This is a genomic window from Streptomyces sp. NPDC087270 (genome assembly GCF_044744625.1).
Lineage (GTDB): Bacteria > Actinomycetota > Actinomycetes > Streptomycetales > Streptomycetaceae > Actinacidiphila.
The window spans coordinates 254,033-274,394 of the sequence record NZ_JBIUYR010000011.1 but is presented as its reverse complement, the minus strand read 5'-3'; the positions used below and the strand labels follow the sequence as shown (position 1 = coordinate 274,394).

17 protein-coding genes and 1 pseudogene are annotated in these 20,362 nt (G+C 75.3%); 11 read left to right on the top strand and 7 right to left on the bottom strand.

Annotated elements, in window-relative coordinates; all coding sequences use genetic code 11:
• The first annotated feature begins 181 nt into the window (after positions 1-181).
• The 8 genes from ACIPAE_RS23400 (at position 182) to ACIPAE_RS23365 (ending at position 12,729) form a co-directional block, all read left to right on the top strand.
• Positions 182-1,201, top strand: a complete 1,020-nt coding sequence (locus ACIPAE_RS23400) for a hypothetical protein (RefSeq protein ID WP_402447601.1) — start codon at positions 182-184, stop codon at positions 1,199-1,201.
• On the top strand, positions 1,198-2,616 hold the full coding sequence (locus tag ACIPAE_RS23395) for a hypothetical protein (RefSeq protein ID WP_402447599.1): 1,419 nt from the start codon (positions 1,198-1,200) through the stop codon (positions 2,614-2,616). The genes ACIPAE_RS23400 and ACIPAE_RS23395 overlap by 4 nt, the downstream gene beginning before the upstream one ends.
• The gene (locus ACIPAE_RS23390; RefSeq protein ID WP_402447597.1) at positions 2,616-5,483 is read left to right on the top strand and encodes a lantibiotic dehydratase; all 2,868 of its coding nucleotides are present in this window, start codon (positions 2,616-2,618) and stop codon (positions 5,481-5,483) included. The genes ACIPAE_RS23395 and ACIPAE_RS23390 overlap by 1 nt, the downstream gene beginning before the upstream one ends.
• The gene (locus ACIPAE_RS23385; protein WP_402447595.1) at positions 5,477-6,448 is read left to right on the top strand and encodes a lantibiotic dehydratase C-terminal domain-containing protein; all 972 of its coding nucleotides are present in this window, start codon (positions 5,477-5,479) and stop codon (positions 6,446-6,448) included. Before ACIPAE_RS23390 ends, ACIPAE_RS23385 begins: the two co-directional genes overlap by 7 nt.
• Positions 6,449-6,529: 81 nt before the next feature.
• Entirely contained in the window at positions 6,530-7,726 is a 1,197-nt protein-coding gene (locus ACIPAE_RS23380; protein ID WP_366412560.1) for a thiopeptide maturation pyridine synthase, read from the top strand.
• Positions 7,723-9,240 carry a hypothetical protein gene (locus ACIPAE_RS23375; RefSeq protein WP_402447593.1) on the top strand — a complete coding sequence of 506 codons (1,518 nt, stop codon included), beginning with the start codon at positions 7,723-7,725 and terminating at the stop codon, positions 9,238-9,240. Before ACIPAE_RS23380 ends, ACIPAE_RS23375 begins: the two co-directional genes overlap by 4 nt.
• The gene (locus ACIPAE_RS23370; protein ID WP_402447591.1) at positions 9,237-10,658 is read left to right on the top strand and encodes a hypothetical protein; all 1,422 of its coding nucleotides are present in this window, start codon (positions 9,237-9,239) and stop codon (positions 10,656-10,658) included. The genes ACIPAE_RS23375 and ACIPAE_RS23370 overlap by 4 nt, the downstream gene beginning before the upstream one ends.
• A complete protein-coding gene (locus tag ACIPAE_RS23365) occupies positions 10,651-12,729 on the top strand; it encodes a TOMM precursor leader peptide-binding protein (protein ID WP_402447589.1) in 2,079 nt (692 codons plus the stop codon). Before ACIPAE_RS23370 ends, ACIPAE_RS23365 begins: the two co-directional genes overlap by 8 nt.
• Positions 12,730-12,771: 42 nt before the next feature.
• Here the strand turns inward: ACIPAE_RS23365 and ACIPAE_RS23360 are convergent, their stop codons facing one another.
• Together ACIPAE_RS23360 and ACIPAE_RS23355 are read right to left on the bottom strand one after the other, a co-directional pair.
• Positions 12,772-13,152 (bottom strand): hypothetical protein, encoded by a 381-nt coding sequence (locus ACIPAE_RS23360; protein WP_366412556.1) that lies wholly within the window; start codon positions 13,150-13,152, stop codon positions 12,772-12,774.
• Between the two features lie 138 nt (positions 13,153-13,290).
• The gene (locus tag ACIPAE_RS23355; RefSeq protein ID WP_329365259.1) at positions 13,291-13,743 is read right to left on the bottom strand and encodes an ATP-binding protein; all 453 of its coding nucleotides are present in this window, start codon (positions 13,741-13,743) and stop codon (positions 13,291-13,293) included.
• A 318-nt stretch (positions 13,744-14,061) separates the two neighbouring features.
• On the opposite strand from ACIPAE_RS23355, the gene ACIPAE_RS23350 reads away from it, so the two are divergent.
• From ACIPAE_RS23350 to ACIPAE_RS23340, 3 genes are all read left to right on the top strand, one after another.
• The gene (locus ACIPAE_RS23350; RefSeq protein ID WP_329365261.1) at positions 14,062-14,928 is read left to right on the top strand and encodes a helix-turn-helix transcriptional regulator; all 867 of its coding nucleotides are present in this window, start codon (positions 14,062-14,064) and stop codon (positions 14,926-14,928) included.
• Positions 14,925-15,176, top strand: coding sequence for a DUF397 domain-containing protein (locus tag ACIPAE_RS23345; RefSeq protein ID WP_329365264.1), 252 nt, complete (start codon positions 14,925-14,927; stop codon positions 15,174-15,176). Before ACIPAE_RS23350 ends, ACIPAE_RS23345 begins: the two co-directional genes overlap by 4 nt.
• Before the next feature lie 156 nt (positions 15,177-15,332).
• On the top strand, positions 15,333-16,151 hold the full coding sequence (locus ACIPAE_RS23340; protein WP_366411150.1) for an SAM-dependent methyltransferase: 819 nt from the start codon (positions 15,333-15,335) through the stop codon (positions 16,149-16,151).
• A 60-nt stretch (positions 16,152-16,211) separates the two neighbouring features.
• On the opposite strand, the gene ACIPAE_RS23335 is transcribed toward ACIPAE_RS23340, so the two are convergent.
• The 5 genes and pseudogenes from ACIPAE_RS23335 to ACIPAE_RS23315 all read right to left on the bottom strand — a co-directional run.
• Positions 16,212-17,474 (bottom strand): DUF2254 domain-containing protein, encoded by a 1,263-nt coding sequence (locus ACIPAE_RS23335; RefSeq protein WP_402447587.1) that lies wholly within the window; start codon positions 17,472-17,474, stop codon positions 16,212-16,214.
• A gap of 5 nt (positions 17,475-17,479) precedes the next feature.
• Complete coding sequence (locus ACIPAE_RS23330; protein ID WP_402447586.1) at positions 17,480-19,171, bottom strand: SulP family inorganic anion transporter; 1,692 nt, start codon at positions 19,169-19,171, stop codon at positions 17,480-17,482.
• Positions 19,172-19,183: 12 nt separating this feature from the next.
• The gene (locus ACIPAE_RS23325) at positions 19,184-19,594 is read right to left on the bottom strand and encodes a YidH family protein (protein ID WP_402447584.1); all 411 of its coding nucleotides are present in this window, start codon (positions 19,592-19,594) and stop codon (positions 19,184-19,186) included.
• A 49-nt stretch (positions 19,595-19,643) separates the two neighbouring features.
• Positions 19,644-19,934: a GAP family protein gene (locus ACIPAE_RS23320; RefSeq protein WP_402447583.1), complete on the bottom strand. Its 291-nt coding sequence runs from the start codon at positions 19,932-19,934 to the stop codon at positions 19,644-19,646.
• 85 nt (positions 19,935-20,019) lie between these two features.
• Positions 20,020-20,244 (bottom strand): annotated as a pseudogene (locus tag ACIPAE_RS23315) (GAP family protein); the annotation flags it as partial.
• Between the last annotated feature and the right edge of the window lie 118 nt (positions 20,245-20,362).

The following is a 20,362-nucleotide window of genomic DNA, read 5'->3' as shown; positions in this document are numbered from 1 at the left end:
TTCGGGCGCCCAGTTCGGACACTAGCGTGACGAATGGGGTCTGTGAAGGGGATGGACTAGACCATTGAGCTGAGCTAGTGTCGGCCGCCCGGAGGTCGTGGGCACGGCTTCGTCCGGCGCCTCCCCGCGCCTTTCGCCCGCGAGAACACGTTCCCGCCGCGGAACCCCGATGGAGGTGGCGATGAGGCCGAGGCTGCTTCCCGACACGCATCTGCTGCCCTCCGAACGGGGCGTGGTGATCAGCGGACCCCGGCACACGGCGGCCTTCGCGCTGCCGGGAATCCACCCGTGGCTGGAACGGCTGCGGCCGTTCCTGGACGGCGGCAGCGACCTGGACCAGCTCACCGCCGACCTCCCGCCACAGGCCGCGCGGCACGTCCGCACCCTGGTGGAACTGCTGGCCCGGGAGGGCTTCGTACGCGACGCCACGGCGGATCGTCCGCACGGCCTGACCCCGCGGATACGCGCCCACCACGCCGCGCTGATCGACTTCGTCGCGGCGCGCGCGGACTCGCCCGAGCACCGCTTCGAGCGGTACCGCGACTGCGCTCCCCTGGTGGTCGGCAGCGGGCGGATGGCACGCGCGCTGGTCCTCGCCCTGCTCGCCTCGGGGGTGGCCCATGTCCGCCTGCGACGCGGCGAGGCCGACGAGGGTCCGGATGCCGCGAGGGACACGGCCCGGCTGAGCGCGTGCGTGGCGCTGCTCCAGCAGGAGGGCGGGTGCTTTCGCTACGAAGCCGTGGGCGCGGAGACCTCCGAACCGCCCGCGAACGCCGGGGTGGTGCTGCTCGGCTCGGACGTGTGGGACCCGGAACCGGCGGACCGGGCCCGCGCGCTGGCGTCCCGCGGCGGGCTCTTGTACGGGCAGGCGGTGGGACGGGGCGACCGCGTGGTGATCAGTTCGGTGGGCGTTCCCGAGGACGCCTCGGAGCCTCCAACCCCCGTGGAACCGCAGGATGGTGGGCCCGATCACGGCGCGACCGGCGCCACGGGTTCGGGCGGTCCGGCGCACCCGCCGGAGCCGAGTGCGTACCTCGGGGGCCCGGTGGCGGCGCTCGCCGCCAACCAGCTGTGCCTGCACCTGCTGCACCGGGTGGCGGGCCTGGACGGCACCGGCGAGGGCGCCGACCCGTCACTGGTGACCGATGCCGCGGTCCTGGATCTGCCCACCGGCCGCTTCCTCGGCGCGGAGGCGCGGTGACCGGCGGGGCCGCCGGCCGGACCGGCACGGCCGCGGGGACCGGTCCAACCGCGCCGGCCGGCACGGCCCGTACGGTTCCCGAGCCCCCCGGAACCCCCGGAACCCCCGGAACCCCCACCACCGCAAGGAGTTTCGCGACCGAGGACCCGTTCCCCTCGTCGCTCTGGGCGGACGCGGTCTACTCCCGCCGGGCCATCCCGCCCACGCTCGCGGCGGGACACCCGGCACCCGGAACGGCCGGCGCGGAGCCCGACCCGCTCCCGCCCGGGCCGCGCCTCCCGCTGGCGCCGCCGCCGCTCCACCTGGCGCCCTCCCCCGGTTCCCCGGTCACCCTCGCCGACCCGGCCGTCCTCGCCGCGCTGCTGCACTACTCCTACGGCCTGCTCCAGCACGACCTGACCCCGGGCGGCTGGCCACTGCACCGCGCGGTGGCCTCCGCGCGGTGCCGCTACCCGAGCGAGCTCACCCTGCTCACCCCCACCGCGGCCTTCCGGTTCGATCCGCTCCACCACCAACTCGTGCTGTTGCCAGGGTCGTTGGGCGATGATCGGGACGGCGTACCCGGCACCTCGCGGTACGTCGTGATCACCAGCCGGTTCGCCCGGACGGCCCGGCTCTACGGCGACTACGCCCCGCGGCTGTGCGCCCAGGAGGCGGGGATGCTGCTGGGCGCGGTGCACCTGGTCGCCACCGCGCTCGGCCTGCGCACCCGGCCCGGCCAGGACCGGGAGACGCTGCACGACCTCTGCGCGAACCGGCTGCCGACCATGGCTGAACACCCCATGGGCTACCTGGAGATCCTGGGACCGGCGGCGCCCACGGCCGACCGGGCGGCCTGGCCGCCACCCGACCTGGCCTCGGTGCTCCGCGCCCGCCACTCCGGCGCCGCGCTCTTCGACCCCGAACCTGTGCCCGCGCCACGGGAGTTGCTCACCGATCTCGAAACCGCCCTCGCCGCGGCGCCGTTCACCGGCTTCTCCTGCCACCTGCTGGTCCGGCGCGTCGCCGGCACCTCCCCGGGCCACTACGTCCACGGCGGCGGCCGCCTGCGCCAAATCCACGACGGCGACCCGCTGCCGCTGCTCGAACGGATCGGGCAGACCGAGGGCCGGGTGTCGATGAACTTCCGCGCCACCTCCTGCACCGCGTACCTCGCCGTGCGGCGCGGTGCCGCCGTCGCGCGGCACGGCACCGACGCCTTCCGCAGGCTGCACCTGGTCACGGGGGCGGCGGCCCACCTGCTCTGCGTGGTCGCGGCGCGGCACGGCCTGTCCGCGCGGGTCCACAACGGCTACGACGCCGCAAGCGCCGAACGCCTGCTCGGGGCGGCCTCGGGCGAGGAGACCGTGCTCTTCCAGGTGGCCGTCGGCACGGCACGCCCGGGCGCCGCCTTCCGTATCCCCGTGGTGTTCTGATGAGCCGGAACACGCCGCCTTCGACCGGTCGCCCCGCGGTCACCACCCCTGCGCCCGCCCCCGTTCCGGCCCCGGCCGACCGGACCGTGGGAGTGCGGACCGCCGGGCTGCCGACCACCGCGCTCGACGCGTCCCGCATCCCGCGCAGCACCGAACTCGCCGTCCGCGTCGCGTCGTTGGACCAGCGGCTGACCGTCGACGCGGCCCGGCTGAGCGACGCGCTGTACGCCCTGATCGGCACCGAGCCGGCCCGCCCCTTCAAGGCCCGGCTGGTGGGCCTGCGCCGCGCCGTGCACCAAGGCGCCCGTATCGGACCGCTGTTGGGCGCGGCGGCCCCGCCGGACGTACTCGGCACCGCGCTCGCCGAGCGCCTCCACCACCACGCCGATCTGCGTCGCACCCGGGCGGAGCTCTTCGCCGAACTGGGCAGCGTCCTACCGGTCGAGACCCGGTCGGCGGCGGCCGCCCTCGCCGCGCTCGTCCAGGACCCGGCGTTCGCCACCGGTCTCGACTACGCCAGCCCCGACCTGTACGAGGACCTGCTGCGCTGGGGCGAGCGCGGCACGCCCGAACGGCGCCCGCTGGACGGGGCGGCCGTGCGGCTGGCCAAGTACGCGGGCCGCGCGATGGCCAAACCCAGCCCGTTGACCACCTTCGCCGCCGTCGGCTTCGGCCGCTGGGAGGCGGACGCCGGCGCCGGCGTGCGGCTGGAGAGCTCCGTCCGGGCCGAGGTGGCCGAGGCGGGTCTGCTGCCGCTGTCCCGGATCGCCGCCGCCCTCGCCCACGTGCCCGAACTGGGCGCCGCCGTGCGGCTGCGCGTCAACCCGTCGGCCACACCGGTGTCTTCCCCCGAGGGTGAGCGGTGGCTTTTCACCGCGCCGGGCCCGTCCGGCGAGGTACGCGTCCTGCCCGCCACACCCGCGCTGGCCTCGATCCTGGCGGCGGTCCACGAGGAGCCCAGCCCCGTACGGCTGCGCGCCCTGCTCGGCGCGCCCGGCCCGGGGAGCGCCACGACCGGCCCCGCCGACTCAGCCGATTTCCCCGCCGACTCAGCCGATTTCCCCGCCGCCGGCTCCCCCGGCTCCGCCGCCGACGCCGTCATCGCCCGGCTGGTCCGGCTCGGCCTGCTGGAGGTCCGGCTCGGCCCGCCCGACCAGGAACTCGACGCCGCCGCGCTGGACGACTGGCTCGGCCGCCACCTGCCGGCACCGCGGCACCGCGACCGCCTCACCCCTCTGCTCGACGACCTGCGCGCCATCCGCGACGGGATCGACGCCGCCCGGGCCGCCGCGCCCGGCTCCCACCGGGACCTCGCCGCCGCCCTGCGCCGGCACACCACGGATGCCGCCCGGCGCCTCCAACTGATCGGCCCGAAGGACGAGTTGGACCGCGGGCCGGTGTACTTCCACCACACCGTCACGGTCGGCACGGCCGCCGTGCTCGATCCCGCCGGCTGGCAGCAGGCGCTCGCCGACCTGGCACGGATACCCGCGCTGCTCGCCCCGTTCGACACGCTCGCACCGCCGCGCGAAGCACTCCGGCAGCGCGCCCTGACCGCGTACGGCCCCGGTTTCCGGCAGCCCTTCACCCGCTTCCTCCAGGACTTCGGTGCCTGGTGGGCCGCACCCGGGGCACACGTTCCGAGCGAGCGCGACGTTCAACGGCGGGACGAGCTACGCCAGTTGATCGCCGGCACTGTGCCCGCGCACGACGGCACCGTCCGTCTCGCACCCCAGGCCGTCGGCGAACTGTGCGGCGCCTGGCCCGACCCGGACACCTCCGGCGACCACCACGCCTACTACGTCCAGACCCTGCCCGACGACCCGACCGCCGGGCTCGGCCTGGTGCTCAACACGGTCACCTGCGGGCATGGGACCGGCCGGACCCGGATCGCCCGCCTGCTCGACGCGGCGGCCGGAGCAGCCGAACCCGAGGAGGTCGATTCCGAGGCTGCCGCACCCGACGCTGCCGCACCCGACCCCGGCTGCCCCGAGGCAGCCCACGAGGGGCTTCCCGACGGCGTTCCCGCGGGCACCCCGCTCCACGTCGAGTTCGACGCCGCCTTCGGCAGTGCCCTCAACCAGCGGGCGGCGGCCACCCGTTACGCGATCGACCTGGACGGCGCCACCTCGCACCGGCCCCCCGAGCGGTTGATCCGCCCCGCCGACCTGGACGTCGTGCACGACCCCCGCACCCGCCGCCTCCACCTGCTCCACCGCGCCTCCGGCCGCGTCGTACGGCCGCTGCACCTGGGCCTGCTCGCCACGCCGCTGCTCCCGCTGCCGGCCCGGTTGCTGGCGGAGGCGTTCGGTCAGACCTCCTACGCCTTCTGGTCGGACTGGCCGCAGTTGTGGCAGCTGCTCCCGCCGGAGCGGACCGCGCCACCGGGTACGGACCCGGGGGCGGCGCCCGACGCGGGCTGGACGAGGATGCCCCGGCTCGCCCTGGGGGCCGTCGTGCTGCGCCGGGCGACCTGGTTCGTCGACCGCGGACGGGCGCCGGCCCGCCCCGCCGGGGAGCCGGACGCGGCCTACCTGGTCCGCGTGCACACCTGGCGCGCCGCGCTCGGCCTGCCGCAGCGCTGCTTCCTGCGCACCCTCACCCCACGCCCCGCCGACGGCTTCACCGGCCCCGCGCTGCACGACAAGGACCGCAAGCCGGTGTACGTCGACTTCGCCCACGCCCATCTGCTCCGCGTCTTCGAGCGGGCGGCCGCCACCGGCCGCCCGCTGCTGCTCACCGAGGCCCTGCCCGACCTCCACGACGCACCGGCCCACCGGGACGGCCGCCGGTACGCGACCGAGTTCGTGGTCGAGCTGCCCGCCGCCCCGCTCCCGCTGCCGGACCGCCAGGCGCGGACATGCTGACCCGCCCGCCCGGAGGCGTACCGGACCCGGGGCCGGACCCGGAGCCGGAGTCTCAGCCGGCCCCGGCATCGGACCCGCAACCCGAGGACCGCTGGGTCAGCGCCCACGTGTTCACCGGGCACCCGCTCGACCTGGTGGTGCGCGCGCTGCTCCCCGAGGCCGTCGCGGAGCTGCGCCGACGCGGCCTGGCCGACCGCTTCTTCTTCCTCCGCCACTGGCAGGGCGGTCCGCACCTGCGCCTGCGGGTACGCCTCACCACGCCGGCGGCGGAGCCCGCGGTACGCACGACGCTGGACGCGCACGCCGCCGCGTTCTTCCGTACCCGGCCGCCGTCACCGGCCATGACGGAAAGCCGATACCAGGCGTTGGCACGTCAGTTGGCCGCCCAGGAGCCGGAGAGCGAACCCGGCACCCTGGCCCCTCACGACAGCCTCGCCTTCCACCCCTACCGGCCGGAGCACGGCAAGTACGGCCGGGGTGCGGCGCTGCGGGCCGTCGAGGACGCGTTCGCCACCTGCAGCGAACTGGCCGTCGCCGCGGTGCTGGCCGAGTGGGGCCCGGCACGGCGGGCGGCGCACTGCTTCGCCCTGCTGACCGGCAGCCTGGACGCGGCGGTCGCGCCGGACCGGCCGGCGCCGGACCTGCTGGCCCGGTACGGCGACCGGCGGGCCGCCCTGCTCGCCGTCGCCCGAGCAGCCCGCGCGGCCCGCGCGCAGGCACCGGGGGAAGCTGCCGGCCAGGCCGGCGCCGACCCGGTGCACCAGTGGCTCGCGGCCTGCCGGAACGCCCAGCGGCACTCCGCCCTCCCCGACCGGCTGGCCGGCCATCTGACCCACCTGGCCTGCAACCGCCTCGACGTGCGGCTCGGCCAGGAGGCGACCCTGCGCGGCCTGGCGCTGCTGGCCGTGGCGGAGTTGACGGGCGCCGGCGGCCCCGCGCGCCACGACGGCGCCGCACCACCGTAAGGCCGGCCCCCGTAGCGACAGGCTGACGAAAGCCCGTGGCAACGAGCCCGGACCGCAGAGAACCACGAAGGAGGGACCCCCGTGGCAGCCATCCCGCCGACCGACGAGCCGCAGTGGCGCGCGGCCCACATCGCGTACTTCGGTGACGACACCGACCAGTTGATCCTCCAGGCCGTACGGCCGGTGATCGAGCGCTGCGCCGGTCACGTCGCCTCGGCCTACGTGCTGCGGCACTGGCGCCGCGGTCCCCATCTGCGGCTGGTGGTCCAGGCCACGCCGGCCGTCTTCGCCGAGTTGGTGGAGCCCGCCGTCGCCGAGCTGATCGGCGGATATCTGGCCACGCGGCCGTCCGCGGCCCCCCTCGACGAGGCCGCCCTGCTGCCGCTGCACCGCCGCCTCGCCGCGGCCGAACGGGAACCCGGCCCGCTGACCCCCTTCCACCAGGACCACGCGATCACCTGGGAGGAGCACGACCGCCGGGTCGACGTGCTGGGCTGTCCGGTCGGCGCCGACGAGTTGGCCCTCTTCTACCAGCGGACCAACGACCTGATGTTCGAGCACCTGGAGGCCGTCGCCGCGGGACTGCCGCGCGAGACGCTGGCCCTGCGCCTGATGCTCGCCACCGCGCACACGCTCTGCCGGCACCCGCAGGACCCCTCGATCCGCCGCGGGTTCGTCTCCTTCCGCTCGCACGCCGAGGGCTACCTGAGCACGGTCGGCCCCCAGGTGCGGGACGCCTTCGCGCAGCGGTACGCGGCCAACCGCGCGGTGCTCACCGACCAGGTGCGCGCCGTGGTCGCGGCCTTCGACACCGCCGGGGCCGAACCCGAGCCGCCGGGCACCGCGGCCGGGCCGGACCAGGCGGCGGCGCTGCGGCGCTGGGTGGCCGCGATCGACCCGCTGGGCAGCCGCTGGACCGCGCTGTACGAGGCCGGCGAGATCCCCGAGGCGGAGATCCCGACCGACGAGGAGAACGGCATCGGCGGACTGCTCACCGCCAGCCCGCTGCACCGGGCGATCAGCGGCAGCGCCACGTACAAGCAGATGATGTACCGGGACCCGCGCTTCCTGCGCTACCGCCTGATGCTCAACTACACCTATCTCCACCTCTCCCGTCTCGGGCTGCCCGGCCTGACCCGCTACCTGCTCTGCCACCTCGCGGCCGACGCGGTGGAGGAGGTCTACGGGGTCAGCGCGCTCGAACTGGTGCTGGCCACCGCGGCGGACACCCCCGGTACGCCGGAGCGCGCCACCGCGGCGGCGCGGACGCACGGATGAGGACCGCGCCACCGGCTCCCGGGCCCGACGCCGACCCGTCCGACCAGGCCGACCCGTCCGACCCGGCTGACCTGTCCGACCCGGCTGACCTGTCCGACGCGGCCCACCCGTCCTACCCGCCGCCCGCCGACACCGGAGGGGCGGCGGCCCGCCGCTACCACGCGCGGTACGGCCGGGTGCTGCCCGCCATCGACCCGGCGGCGGGCAGCGCCCCGCCCAAGCACCACCCGGGCGCGCCCGTCCTCCCCCTGCCGTTCCCGCCGGTCCTCCCCCCGCCCCCGGCCGACCCCGACTCGCCTTCCACCGCACCCGATGCGCCCTCCGCCGACCGCGATCCGGCCGCCTCCGCGGAGCGCCTGGGCGCCCTGCTCGCGCTGCTCAACGGCGTCACCCGGGTCGACTGGACCGGCGCGGGCGTGGGTGCCGGCCGGCCGGTGCCGTCCGGCGGCGGCACGTATCCGGCCGAGGTGTACACGGCCGGCGCCGCCGGGCTCTGCCACTACCTGCCGTCGGCCCACGCACTCGAACTCCTCTCCCGCGCCGACCTGCGCGCCGACCTCACCCGCGCGCTGGACCGGCCGCCGCCCGAGCAGCCCGAGTCGGTCTTGCTGATCACCAGCCGGCTGGACGCGAACCTGGCCCGCTACGGCCCGTTCGGCCACCGGCTGCAGGCGCTCGACACCGGCGTGCTGACCGGGCAGGCGCTCACCCTGCTGGAGTCGGCCGGCGCCGCGCCGACGGCGCACGCCCGGTTCGCGGGCGGGGAACTGGGCCGCCTGCTCGGCCTCGACCCCGAAGCGGAGCGCGTCCACGCCGTGGTCACCGCCCGGACGCCCGGCGCGATCGCGCCCGACGCCCCGCTGCTGCACCGCCGTTCGGCCCGCTCCGGCTTCGAACCGGTCCCCGTTCCGCTGGCCGTCCTGCTCACCGTCCTGGCGGACGCCGCCCGCCCGATCCCCCTGGACCACGCCGCCCCCGCCGGCTGCGACCTGTACGTCGTCGCCCACCGCGTCACCGGACTTCCGGCCGGCTGCCACCGGCACGACCCGGACACGGGCCGGCTCGTACCGGTCACCGGGGACGGCACGCCCCGGAACCTGTTCCCACCCGGCGGTCCGGGCGAGCTGGCCGGCTACGAGGCGGCCTGCGCGGTGCTGGTGACCGGCGACTACGAGTCGGGCTATCCCGAACACGGCGACCGCTGGTACCAGATGCTCAACCTGCGAGCGGGCATCATCGGCCAGCGGATCGGCCTGGCCGCCGCGCGCGCCGGACTCGGCGCCGGGCTCCGCTGCGACGTCGACACCGCGGCCGCCGACGCCTTGCTGGGCGCGCACCCCGCCCGTACACAGCCCGCCCGTACGGACCCCGACCGCGCCGACCCCGCCCGTACGCCCCCCGACCGCACCACGCTGCTCGCCGCTCTGCTCGGCCAGGAACGCGGCAGCGGCACACCGGCCTGCCATCTGCTCCACCCGACCGTGCCGACCTCTCCCCGGCCGAGGACACCGTGATCACCTACGACTCCGCGCCCCTCCTGCGCGCCGACGCCTTCCTGACCCCGAGCGGCAGCGGCACCGTCTACGTGCGCTCCAGCCAGGGCACCGACCTGATCGCCGCCCCCGGCATCGCCGACTGGCTGGACCGGCTCGCTCCGTTCCTGGACGGCACCCGCACGGTGGGACAGCTGGTCGGCGGCCTCGACGCGGCCCGGAGCGCCATGGTGCTCCGCGTCCTTCGACTCATCGACAGCCACGGCCTGTTGACGGACCAGGCCGCCCCCGGCCCGGAGCGGCGCACCGCCGCCTACTCGCGGCTGCGGGTGCTGGTCCTCGGGGCGCCGGCCGCGGTCGGCGCGCTGACGGACGCGCTGCGGCTGACCGGCCTGCCGGCCGTCACGCCGGTCGCCGACCACGCGGCGGCCGCGACCGCGGTGGCGGCCGGCGGCCATGACGCGCTGCTGCTCCTGTCGGCGGGCGATGATCCGCCCTCCGTCGCCCGGCTCGACGAGGACTGCCGCGCGCACGGCCTGTGGTTCGCCGCCGCCGTCCATGACGCGGAGTCCTGGTGGCTGGGCCCGACGCTCTCCCCCGGTCCCGACCGCGCCGCCGGCGGCTGGCTCGGCGCCCGGCTGCGCGTGCACGGCACGCAAGCCGCCACTCCGCTCCCCCAACACCCCTCCGAGGGGGCCGAGTTCGCCGCCACCTTGCTGGCGTACCGCTTCCAGCGGGCCTTCCTCGACTCCTCCACCGGAGCGGCGGCCGAGCCTGAACCGCTCGTCCGGCTGGACACCGCGACCCTGACCACCACCCGCCACGCCTACCGCCCCCACCCGGCCGCGCTGCCGGCGGCGCCGGAGTCCGAGGCGCGGTTCCTCGCCGGAATCACCGCCCTGCGCGACGGCCCGGCCGTCGGCCCCGAGGAGTTCTCCCGGCGCGCGGCCGGCTGCATCGACCCGCGCGCCGGACTGCTCGCGGACCTGGACGAGGGGGAGCTGCCGCAGTTCCCCCGGCATGCCTCCCGGGCCCTGGTCCGCGACCCGCGCACCGGCCGTGCCGAGCACCAGGTCCACGCCACGGGAACCGACTTCACCACTGCGCGCCTGCGCACCGCGTCGCGCGCCCTGGCGCTGTACGCGCTGCTCGCCCTCGACCCGCGGCGGTTCGTCCCGGGGCCCGGCGGGCCCTCCTTGTGGGCGTGGTCCCCCGAGCGCGGCACGGCCCACCTGGTGCCGGCGGCCGCCGTATCCGTGCGGGGACCGGGCGCGCCCCGGGGACTCGGCTCGGGCGGCACGTTCACCGAGGCGGTGGCGGCGGCACTTCGCGACCTGCGCGGCCCCACGCACGGCGCGCTGATCGTGCCGCTCGACCACGATCCGGCCGCCACCGCGATCCTGCCCTACCTGCTACGAACGGTGCGCTGCGATGACTGACGGCCTCCTGGCGACCTCCCCCCGGACGCACCACGACGGCGGCCTGCTCGGCCAGGCGCTCGTCCGCCGGTCCGGCACGATGGCGCGGCCCCGGAGCGAGGCGCAGCTCCTGAGCGACGTACGGCTGCTGGCCGCCGACACACCCGACGCGGCGGCGGCGCACACGCCTGAACTGGCCGCTGCCGGCGCCCCGTTCCTGCTCGTCGTCGCGGAACTGGACCGCGTGGTCATCGGCCCGCTGGTCCGCCCCGGCACGCCGGGCTGCCACCGATGCCTCGCCGCCCGCCGCGCCGGGGCACGTGACGACGCCGCCGAAGCGGCGGCCCTGCACGCCACCTACGGCAACCGCCTCACCGGCACGGTCTCGCCCCTGCTCACCCCGATCGCCGCCGACCTCGCCGCGCGACTCGCCCTGAACCAGCTCAGCACCGCGGCGACCGCCGAGGCGACCTCAGCGGCGACTCCGGCCGCGACCACCGCGGCGCCCACCACCGTATCCACCGCCGCACCCGCCACCGCCGGCGCCGGGCACACCGTCACCATGCTCCGCCTCAGCGACCTGGAGATCACCCGGCACCGCTTCCTGCCCGACCCCCTCTGCCCCGAGTGCGGCGGCCTGCCCGACGACTCCCCCGCCGACGCCACGATCCCGCGCGTCACCCGGCCCAAGCCGGACCCGGCGGTCACCCGGGTCAGGAACCTGCGCGCGGAGCGGGCCGTGCTGGAAGCCCGCTACGCCGACGACGAGACCGGCGTCCTCAAGGGACTGCGCGCCCGCGGACTGCACACGCTGCCGTTCGCCGAGGCCAAGGTCGGCCCGCCCGAGTCGGTGGACGGCGGTTACGGCCGCGCGCTCGACTTCCGCACCGCCCGGGTCACCGCGATCGCCGAGGCACTGGAGCGGCTCGGCGGAGGCCGCCCCGGCGGCCGGCGCACCGTGGTGCGCGGCAGCCACCGCGAACTCGCCGCCCGGCACCCCGGCGCCGTACTGGACCCGGCGACCACCGGCGGCCACGAACCCCACCGCTACCAGGAACCCGGCTTCCCCTTCCAGCCCTACCACCCCGACCTCGTGCTGCCCTGGGTCTGGGGCCACTCCCTCACCCGCGAGCAGCCGGTCCTGGTCCCCGAGAGCCTGGTGTACTACCGGCTCGGCCGGCATCACCCGCGGTCCGCCCGGCCGTTCGTCTCCGAGATCTCCAACGGCTGCGCGCTCGGCGGCTGCGTCGAGGAGGCCGCCCTGTACGGCCTGCTCGAACTCGCCGAGCGCGACGCGTTCCTGCTCACCTGGTACGCCCGGCTCCCGGCGCCCGCACTCGACCTGCGCTCCGCGCGCGACCGGCGGATCGGGCTGCTCGCCGACCGTATCCAGGAGCGCACCGGCTACCGCGTCGAGGTCTTCGACGTGACCGGCGCCGAGCGCATCCCCTGCTTCTGGGCCGCCGCCGTGGACGCCCGACCGGCCTCCGCTCCCGGCAGCGAACCGGCGGCGCCCCGCCCCCGGGTGCTGTGCGCCGGCGGCTCGGGGCTCGACCCCGAACGGGGTGTCTTCGGCGCGCTGCACGAACTGGTCACCGCCATCGAGGCGTACCGGCTGATCTACCCGAAGCGCGTGGCCGACGCCGCCCGGATGCGCGAGGACCCCGAGCAGGTCCGCCTGATGGACGACCACGCGCTGCTCCACTGCGACCCGATCGCCGCCCGCCGCCTCGACTTCCTGCTCGCCCCCGGCGGCCGCCCGCCCCAGGAGCGCCGCGACCTGCGCGAACTCGCCGACCACTACGCCTGGCCGCTCCACGCCGACCTGCGCGCGGATCTCGACGAGGTGGTGGGCCGGTTCGCCGCGTCCGGCCTCGAAGCGATCGTCGTCGACCAGACCACCCCGGTGCACGCCGCGTCCGACCTCTCCTGCGTCAAGGTCCTCGTGCCCGGCCTGCTCCCGATGACCTTCGGGCACCACCTGCGCCGGATCGCCGGACTCGACCGCGTCCTGACCGCCCCGAACCCCCTCGGCCACACCCCCCGCCGGCTCCCCGAGGAGATCAACCCCCACCCTCATCCGTTTCCCTGACCGGCCACCCGCCGCAGGCCGGCCGCCGACCGGCCAGTGACGTCAGCCGGTCTCGCAGCACCCCGACGACAAGGGCGCCCAGGTGTAGCGCACGTGCACACCCTGGGCGCGCAGCCACTCGGCCTCGCGGGTCCGCAGCTCGTGCGCGGACTCCGGGGCGATGGCGCTGGGCCAGCGGACGAGCACCGTGCCGACGTGGCCGGTCTGTGCCAGCTGTCTCACCCGCCGCCATCCGCTGCGCCGGGCCGGGTCGGACTCGCCGTACGGGTCGGTGATGACCTCGGAGATCGTCAGTCCGCGCTCCTCGGCGAACGCGTGCCCTTCGATCTGCGCGCGCTGCGTGGCCTCCCCGGGCGCGCACCGGGCTCGGTCGGCGCACACGTACAGCACGACGGAAGAAGCGGCGTCATCGTGAGGAGTCATGGGCACCTTCCGCGAGGAGAACGAGGAGGAGTGGGAGGGGTTCCGCCGCGCGCAACGGTGAACGCGGCGGGGGCGTGCGGTCGTTGCCGCGGGTCGGCGCGACCGGTCCGGTGCGGCGGCCGACCGTTCCCCACAGCGTCACGGGTGGGCCGTCAACTCTGCCCAGACGACCTTTCCTTCGGCCCGCGTCGAGCGTGCGGAGCCCCAGGTGTCCGCGAGCTGCTGGACGAGGAACAGCCCTCGCCCGCTCTCCTCGCCGGGGCCGGCGCGGTGCTCAGGCGGGAGGACCGGAGTACGGCCCTCGTCGTGCAGCTCTATCCGCAGGCGCCGCTGGTCGCCGGTCAGCGTGAGGCCGCACAGGACCTGACCGCTGCCGGTGTGGAGCACGGCGTTCGTGGTCAACTCGGAGACCAGCAGCACCGCGTCGCCGCAGGTGTCGTCGGGCAGCTGCCACGCGCGGAGCCGGTCCCGCACGGTGTCGCGGGCGGGTCTCACGCTGGAACGCAGGGCGGGCAGGCCGAACCAGTACTCCCGGCACGGCACGGTCCCGGCTAAGGCCGGGGCCGGAGGGGAGGGCGTGGACAGAGTCACGGGTGTCGCCTTCCAGCGCCTCCGGGGGGCGGGGCGCGGTGAGGGGATACGGGACTGCGGCGCGAGCGGTGCGAGGCGTGCGCCGAGGCACGTGACCAGCGGTGGGGGGCCGACGACGGGATCGACATCACGCGTGCTCTCCGGCACCGGATTCTGCGTCATTACTGTGCCTTGACCGCTCACAGGTCCACTATGCGCGTGCGATAGCTCACGCTGCAACCGACTCCCTGATAATCTCAGCAGCGCTTGTATCACTCTGGTGTCATCATCAAATGGCTGTAAGAATGGCTTTGTTGACGATCACTCAGGGGGTTGGGCGTGAGCGAAGCCCGTTCCGGCACCAGCGCGCCGACGGTCCTGCGGATGATCCTCGGCCGTCGGCTGCAGGACATGCGGCTGGGCGCCGGTGTGTCGCTGGAGGACGCGGCGAAGGCCCTGCGCGTGACCCCCCTGACGATCCGCCGGCTGGAAAAGGCCGAGGTCGCCCTGAAGCCGCTCTACGCGGAGAAGCTCCTGCAGACGTTCGGCGCGGACCGCCAGGAGATCGACGAGTTCGTCGACATGGCCGAGCAGGCCAACAAGCCCGGCTGGTGGCACTCCTACCGCGACGCCGTCCCCAGCTGGTTCACCGCCTACGTCAGCCTGGAGACCGGCGCCAAGACCCTCCGCACGTACGAACCCCAGTACGTCACGGGCCTTCTGCAAACCCACGACTACGCCCGCGCCGTGCTGCGCGGCGGGTTCCCCAACGACAGCGAGGAGGAGCTCGCACGCCGGGTGGAGCTGCGGCTGCGCCGCCAGAGCCTGCTGGAGCGGGCGGACGCCCCCACGCTGTGGGTGGTCATGGACGAATCGGTCCTGCACCGGGTGGTGGGCGGCCCGCACGTGATGCGCGAGCAGCTCGAACGGCTGCTGGACGCCTCCGAACTCCCGCACGTCAGCCTCGACATCGTGCCCTTCAGTGCGGGCGCGCATGTCGGAGCGTGCGCCCCGTTCACCTATTTCCGGTTCGAGGAACCCGAACTGCCCGACATCGTCTACAGCGAGCTTCTCTCCGCCTCCGTCTACCTTGACCAGCGCGCGGACGTCGTCTCCCATCTCGAGGCACACAACCGCATGGCGCTGCTGACGTCTTCCGAGGACAGCAAGACCCTCTTGAACCGCATGCGCAAGGAGTACTCATGACGATGACCGACGAGAGCGTCTACAACGGCATGCCGGCGCGCGATCTCGGGGAACAAGGCTGGGAGCGCCCCTGGAGCGGGCCGAACGGCGGTCAGTGTGTCGAGACCAAGCAACTCGCCGACGGCCGCGTGGCCGTACGGCAGTCCACCGATCCGGCCGGCCCGGCGCTGATCTACACGCCGGAGGAGATCGCCGCGTTCGTCCGCGGCGTCAAGGAGGGGCTGGCCGATCACCTGGCCGCCGGCTGAGCCGACGGTGAGCGGAGCCGCCGGGCGATCCGACGGTGAGCGGAAGGGACGACGACACCGGTCCCGCCCCCGGGCCCGCGGGCCCGGGGGGGGGACGACGACACCGGTCCCGTCCACGGCCCGCGGGCCGACAGACACACGCATGAAGGGGAGAACATGACCACCAGGCAGGCCGGCCGCGACCTCGACACGAGCAAGGCGCACTCGGCCCGGATGTACGACTACTTCCTCGGCGGCAAGGACCACTTCGAGATCGACAAGGAAGCCGCCCTGGTCGCCGCCCAGGCCCACCCCGGTATCTACGTGACCGCGCGCGAGAACCGGGCGTTCATGCACCGGGCCACCCGGGTGCTGGCCCAGGAGCACGGCATCCGCCAGTGGCTCGACATCGGCACGGGTATACCGACCGAGCCCAACCTGCACCAGGTGGCCCAGTCCGTCGCGAGCGACGCCCGCGTGGTGTACGCGGACAACGACCCGCTCGTCCTGAAGTACGCCGAACGCCTCATGCGCAGCACCAGCCAGGGACGCACGGCCTACGTCGAGGCCGACATCACCGACCCCGACGCGCTGATGAGTTCCGTGGAGGACGCGGGGGTCCTGGACTTCGACCAGCCCATCGCGCTCTCCCTCAACGCGCTCATGCACTTCATCACCGACCCGCACGACCCGTACGCCATCGTGCACCGCCTGCTCGACCCGCTCCCGGCGGGCAGCGCCCTCGCCATGAACCACTGCACGCCCGACTTCGACCCCGTCACCTGGAACAGGGTCGCGGAGGTCTACACGAAGTCCGGTTCCCCGGTGCAGTTCCGCTCGCACAGCGACGTCCGCCGCTTCTTCGACGGGCTCGACCTGATCGACCCCGGCATCTGCTGCTGCCACCGCTGGCGTTCCACCGAACCCGCCACCCCCGGTGCGGAGATCGCGGACGCCGAGATCAGCCTGCTCGCAGGCGTGGGCATCAAACGCTGACCCGAACCCACCCGGCAGTTCGACCGGCCGGGCGCCGGGCGCCGCGGCCGGGTGCGGGGGTCATCGGATGGGGGCGGGGCCGCCGATGCCCTGGGGGTCGGGGGTGGTGGCGGCTTCGGACATGGTCGGGTCCAGGATGGCGCGGTAGGGGGTGAGGGTGGCGGCGCGGGCGGGCGGGATGGTCCGCTGCACCGTGTCGAGCAGGGCCCGCAGGCGGCGCTGGACCTGGAGGGAGCCGGCTCCGTAGCCGAGGATCTCCGCGAGGGCCAGGTCGAGGAGCTGGCTCCAGCCGGGGCGGGGGATGGTGGCGCGGGCGGCGCCGTCGCGGTCGCGGAGGGTGGCCGGGCCGAGCGGCCGGGGGGCGAGGCGCAGCAGGGCCGCTTCGATCTGGTCGAGGGCCTGGACCGCGGTGGTCGGGTCGTTGACGGCGGGTGACAGGGCCCGGATCGCGACGTCGACGAGCAGGCGCAGCCCGTACGCGGGGTCGTGGTCGATACGGCGGGAGGGCCCGAGGCGTACGGCGCGGACCAGGCGCCGTGCGTCGGACTCGGCCGGCGGCCCGGGGGTGACGCGCAGGAGGGGCTCGCCGGGTTCGACGAAGCTGCCGACGGCCGTCAGGCAGGTGACGTGCAGGCCGCTGCCGGCCGCGGCCGCCGCGATGGCGGGACCGTCGATGCGCTGGACGATGCCGCCGGCGGTCGCGGTGACCACGGCACCCTCCGGTTCGGGTCCGGCGCCCGGCCCGGCAGCCGGCTCCGCTGCTGCCGTGTCCTGCCAGACGCGGTCGAGTGCCTCGTGCAGCCGCTGCCCGACCGCGCGTACGAGGCCGCCGCCGGTGATCACCTCCCGCAGCCCGGCGAGCGTGCGCAGGATCGTGCCCGTGGACAGGACGACGAAGACGATGGCCAACGTGACCGCCAGGTCCGGCACATGGTGCTCGCGGACCTGCGCGAGGACGACGAGGGAGTACACGGCCGTGCCGGTCAGCGCGCCGAACAGCACCAGCGAACGCTCGAAGAAGCCCAGCACCCCGGCGAGCCGGGACGACATGCTCTGCACGGACTGGACGACCAGGGTGACGGCGGTCAGCACGAAACCGGTGAGGGTGATGATGCCCGACGCGATCGCCCCGAGGGTGGCCTGCGCGGCGGACGCGTCGTAGGACAGGCCGCCGAGGTTCCTGGTCCGTTCCAGGTGCGGCAGCCACCAGCCCAGCAGCGCCCCGGCGGCCACGAGCACGACGGCCAGGCCGCGGTTGGGCCACGCCGCGCGGGGTGAGCGGCGGGAGCGGCGGCGGCCGGTGGCGGACAGCGGGTTGCGCATGGCCCTCACTTCTGCGATCCGGCCGGCGGCCGGGCGACCGCGGCGATGGCGTCCTCGACGGTGGCGTGCACGGCGTCGGGGCCGAGCCGGGCGGCGAGCCGGTGGTGGTCGAACGCGGGGCGGGCCACCGCGCGCAGACCGGCGAGGTGCAGGGCGCTGCCCTGACGGTCGAGGGCGGCGCGCAGCTCGTCCAGGGTGTCCAGGACGGGGACGCCGAGGTGGTAGCTCGCACCCAGGTCGAGGACGACGGTGTGGGGTCGGGGGTGGGCGGCCGAGGCCAGCGCGAGCAGGCCCAGCCGGGTGCGGTCGGCGTTGCCGAAGAACAAGGCGCCGTCCAGCCGGGTGGCGAGGACCCCGGGGACGGTGGTCGCGCCGGGGTGCTGCGCGGTGTCGCCGTACAGCCGGCCGCCGGGCAGCCGGCCCAGGACCGACAGGTGCGCGGTGCTGGCGGCGGCGATGAACAGCACCAGCGACAGCGCCACCGCCAGCAGCAGCCCGGGCAGCAGGTCGAAGAGCAGCACCCCGGCCAGCGCGGTCAGCGCCACCCCCAGGCTCGCCCGGTCCGCTCGGGCGTAGCGCCGCAGTTCGGAGGTGGACAGGAAGCCGCGGACGGCGACGATCACGATCGCGCCGAGCACCGGCTCGGGCAGGTCGGTGAAGAGCGGGGTGAGGAAGGCGCCGGTGAGCAGGATGAGCACGGCGGCGATCAGCGAGGTCAGCTGGGAGCGGGCGCCGGCGGACTCGGCGGCGGCGCTGCGCGAGGCACTGCCGGAGACGGCGAAGCCGCGGACGAAGCCGACCGCGACGTTCGCGAATCCGACCGCGGCCATCTCCCGGTTGCCGTCCACCTCGTCGCCGTGCTCGCGCGCGAACCGCGAGGCGATGCTGAACGCCTCGGCGAACACCACCAGCGACACCCCGCAGGCCCCGCCGACCAGCTTCCACCAGTCCGCGGCCGGGATACCGGGCAGGTGGGGCACCGGTACGGCCGAGGGGATCTTCCCGACCACCTCCACCCCGTGGTCCTCCAGCCCGGCCGCCGCGGACACCGCCAGCGCCACGACCAGCACCACGAGGGACGCGGGGAGCCTGGGGACGTAGCGCTCCAGCGCGAACAGCGCCGCCAGTGCCGCGGCCCCGACGGCCAGTGAGGCGAGCGACCAGTCGGGCAGGTGCCGCAGCAGCGTCCACACGCGGGGGAAGAACTGCCCGTCGCCGCTGGACACCCCGACGATCTTCGCGGCCTGGCGGACCACGATGGTCAGCGCCATCCCGAACAGGAAGCCGTACAGCGCCGGTTCGGCGAGGAAGTTCGTCACGAACCCGAGCCGGGCCAGCCCCGCGGCCAGCAGCACACCGCCGGCGATCACCGCGAGCGCCGCCGACAGGCCCACCGCCCGCTTGGGGTCCGACGTGATGTCCGCGACCGTCGCACCCGACAGCACCGCCGCCGCGGAGGTCGCCCCGATGATCAGGAACCGGGAGCGGCCGAGCAGGACGTACGCGACCAGGGCGACCGGCGCGGCGTAGAAGGCGTTCTGCGGCGGCACCCCCGCGATCTGCGCGTACGCCACGCACTCCGGGACGATCAGGGCCCAGGCGGTCAGCGCGCCGAGCAGGTCGCCCCGGGCGCCCGGGCCGCTCACGCCGGACAGCGTCGACCGGACGCGGACCAGCGGGTGCGGTCGTACGGCCACCGATCCACCTCCTCATGACGCGATGACGATGACCGCGACGACGAAACCGGCGAGCACCAGCAGCGCCGCGGTGAGCACGGGCGGGCTCACGACGCGGCCCAGGGGCAGCCGGTGGCGCATCCGGGCCTGGCGGACGCGCCACTGGACGTATCCGGTGACCGTGACGCCGCCCGACAGGGCGACGAGATAGGCGCCGAGCGCCAGTCGCAGGGCGCGCGGCGTGATGACGGTGAGATTGACGACGACGAAGGAGGCGGCCAGCAACGCCAGCGCGGTACGCGACCAGGCCAGCAGGGTGCGTTCGTTGGCCAGGGTGGCCCGGTAGTCGGGTTCCTCGCCCCGCTCCCACCACGCGCCCTCCGCGGTCGACCGGTGGGCGTCGTCGGGTCCGGACCCGGTGGCGGGGTCGTCGTCCCCGGCCATCAGCGGCCGCTCTCGCGTGCCGGGGCCGCCGCGGCACCGCTGCTCGCGCTCACCGGGTCAGACCGCTGATCGCGTCGCCGACGTACTTGGCGCCCAGGACGACCAGCACCGTCGTCATGATCGCCGCGTTGTGCCGGGCCATCCAGGTGCGCCACTCCCCCAGTACGGCCTCGGACCGGCTGCCGCCCAGCAGGTACGTGCCCAGCGGCAGCAGGGTGCACAGCGACGCGACGAGCACCATCAGGACGGCGGCGACGGTCTTGCCGCCCGTGCTCGCGCCGGAGGCGGTGATGGAGACGGCGCCGCCGATCGCGAGGACCAGGTTCTTCGGGTTGGCCACCGCGAGCGCCGCGGCCAGACCCGGCGGACTTGGCGGGCGAGAAACCGTCGATCGCCCGCATCCACCCGGGCGGCGCCGCCTCCTGCCCCTCGCGCGGACGCCGGCGCCACTGCCCGGCGCCCAGCAGCAGGAACACCAGCCCGAGCGCGAGTTTGAGCCAGTACGTCCAGCGCCCCGGCCCACCGTCGCCATGGGAGGCGTCCCCGCCCGAGCCGACCAGCACCACCACCGAGACCAGCACGGCGAGCGCCACGATCCACCCGGCGGTGAACGCCATGCCGTTGGCGCGTCCCTTCGGCGTGGCCAGCATGAGGATCACCGCGATCAGCGGCAACGGGCTGATGGCGATCCCCACGGCGGACGCCAGCATCTGCCCGATCGCGTCACCCACGGCACCACGCCCTCCGGTCACAGGAACGCTCCTCACG

Coding starts and splice junctions, on each gene's coding strand:
- ACIPAE_RS23400 (WP_402447601.1), top strand. CDS start 182: ATGAGGCCGAGGCTGCTTCCCGACACGCATCTGCTGCCCTCCGAACGG.
- ACIPAE_RS23390 (WP_402447597.1), top strand. CDS start 2,616: ATGAGCCGGAACACGCCGCCTTCGACCGGTCGCCCCGCGGTCACCACC.
- ACIPAE_RS23385 (WP_402447595.1), top strand. CDS start 5,477: ATGCTGACCCGCCCGCCCGGAGGCGTACCGGACCCGGGGCCGGACCCG.
- ACIPAE_RS23375 (WP_402447593.1), top strand. CDS start 7,723: ATGAGGACCGCGCCACCGGCTCCCGGGCCCGACGCCGACCCGTCCGAC.
- ACIPAE_RS23365 (WP_402447589.1), top strand. CDS start 10,651: ATGACTGACGGCCTCCTGGCGACCTCCCCCCGGACGCACCACGACGGC.
- ACIPAE_RS23360 (WP_366412556.1), bottom strand. CDS start 13,152: ATGACTCCTCACGATGACGCCGCTTCTTCCGTCGTGCTGTACGTGTGC.
- ACIPAE_RS23345 (WP_329365264.1), top strand. CDS start 14,925: ATGACGATGACCGACGAGAGCGTCTACAACGGCATGCCGGCGCGCGAT.
- ACIPAE_RS23340 (WP_366411150.1), top strand. CDS start 15,333: ATGACCACCAGGCAGGCCGGCCGCGACCTCGACACGAGCAAGGCGCAC.
- ACIPAE_RS23335 (WP_402447587.1), bottom strand. CDS start 17,474: ATGCGCAACCCGCTGTCCGCCACCGGCCGCCGCCGCTCCCGCCGCTCA.
- ACIPAE_RS23325 (WP_402447584.1), bottom strand. CDS start 19,594: ATGGCCGGGGACGACGACCCCGCCACCGGGTCCGGACCCGACGACGCC.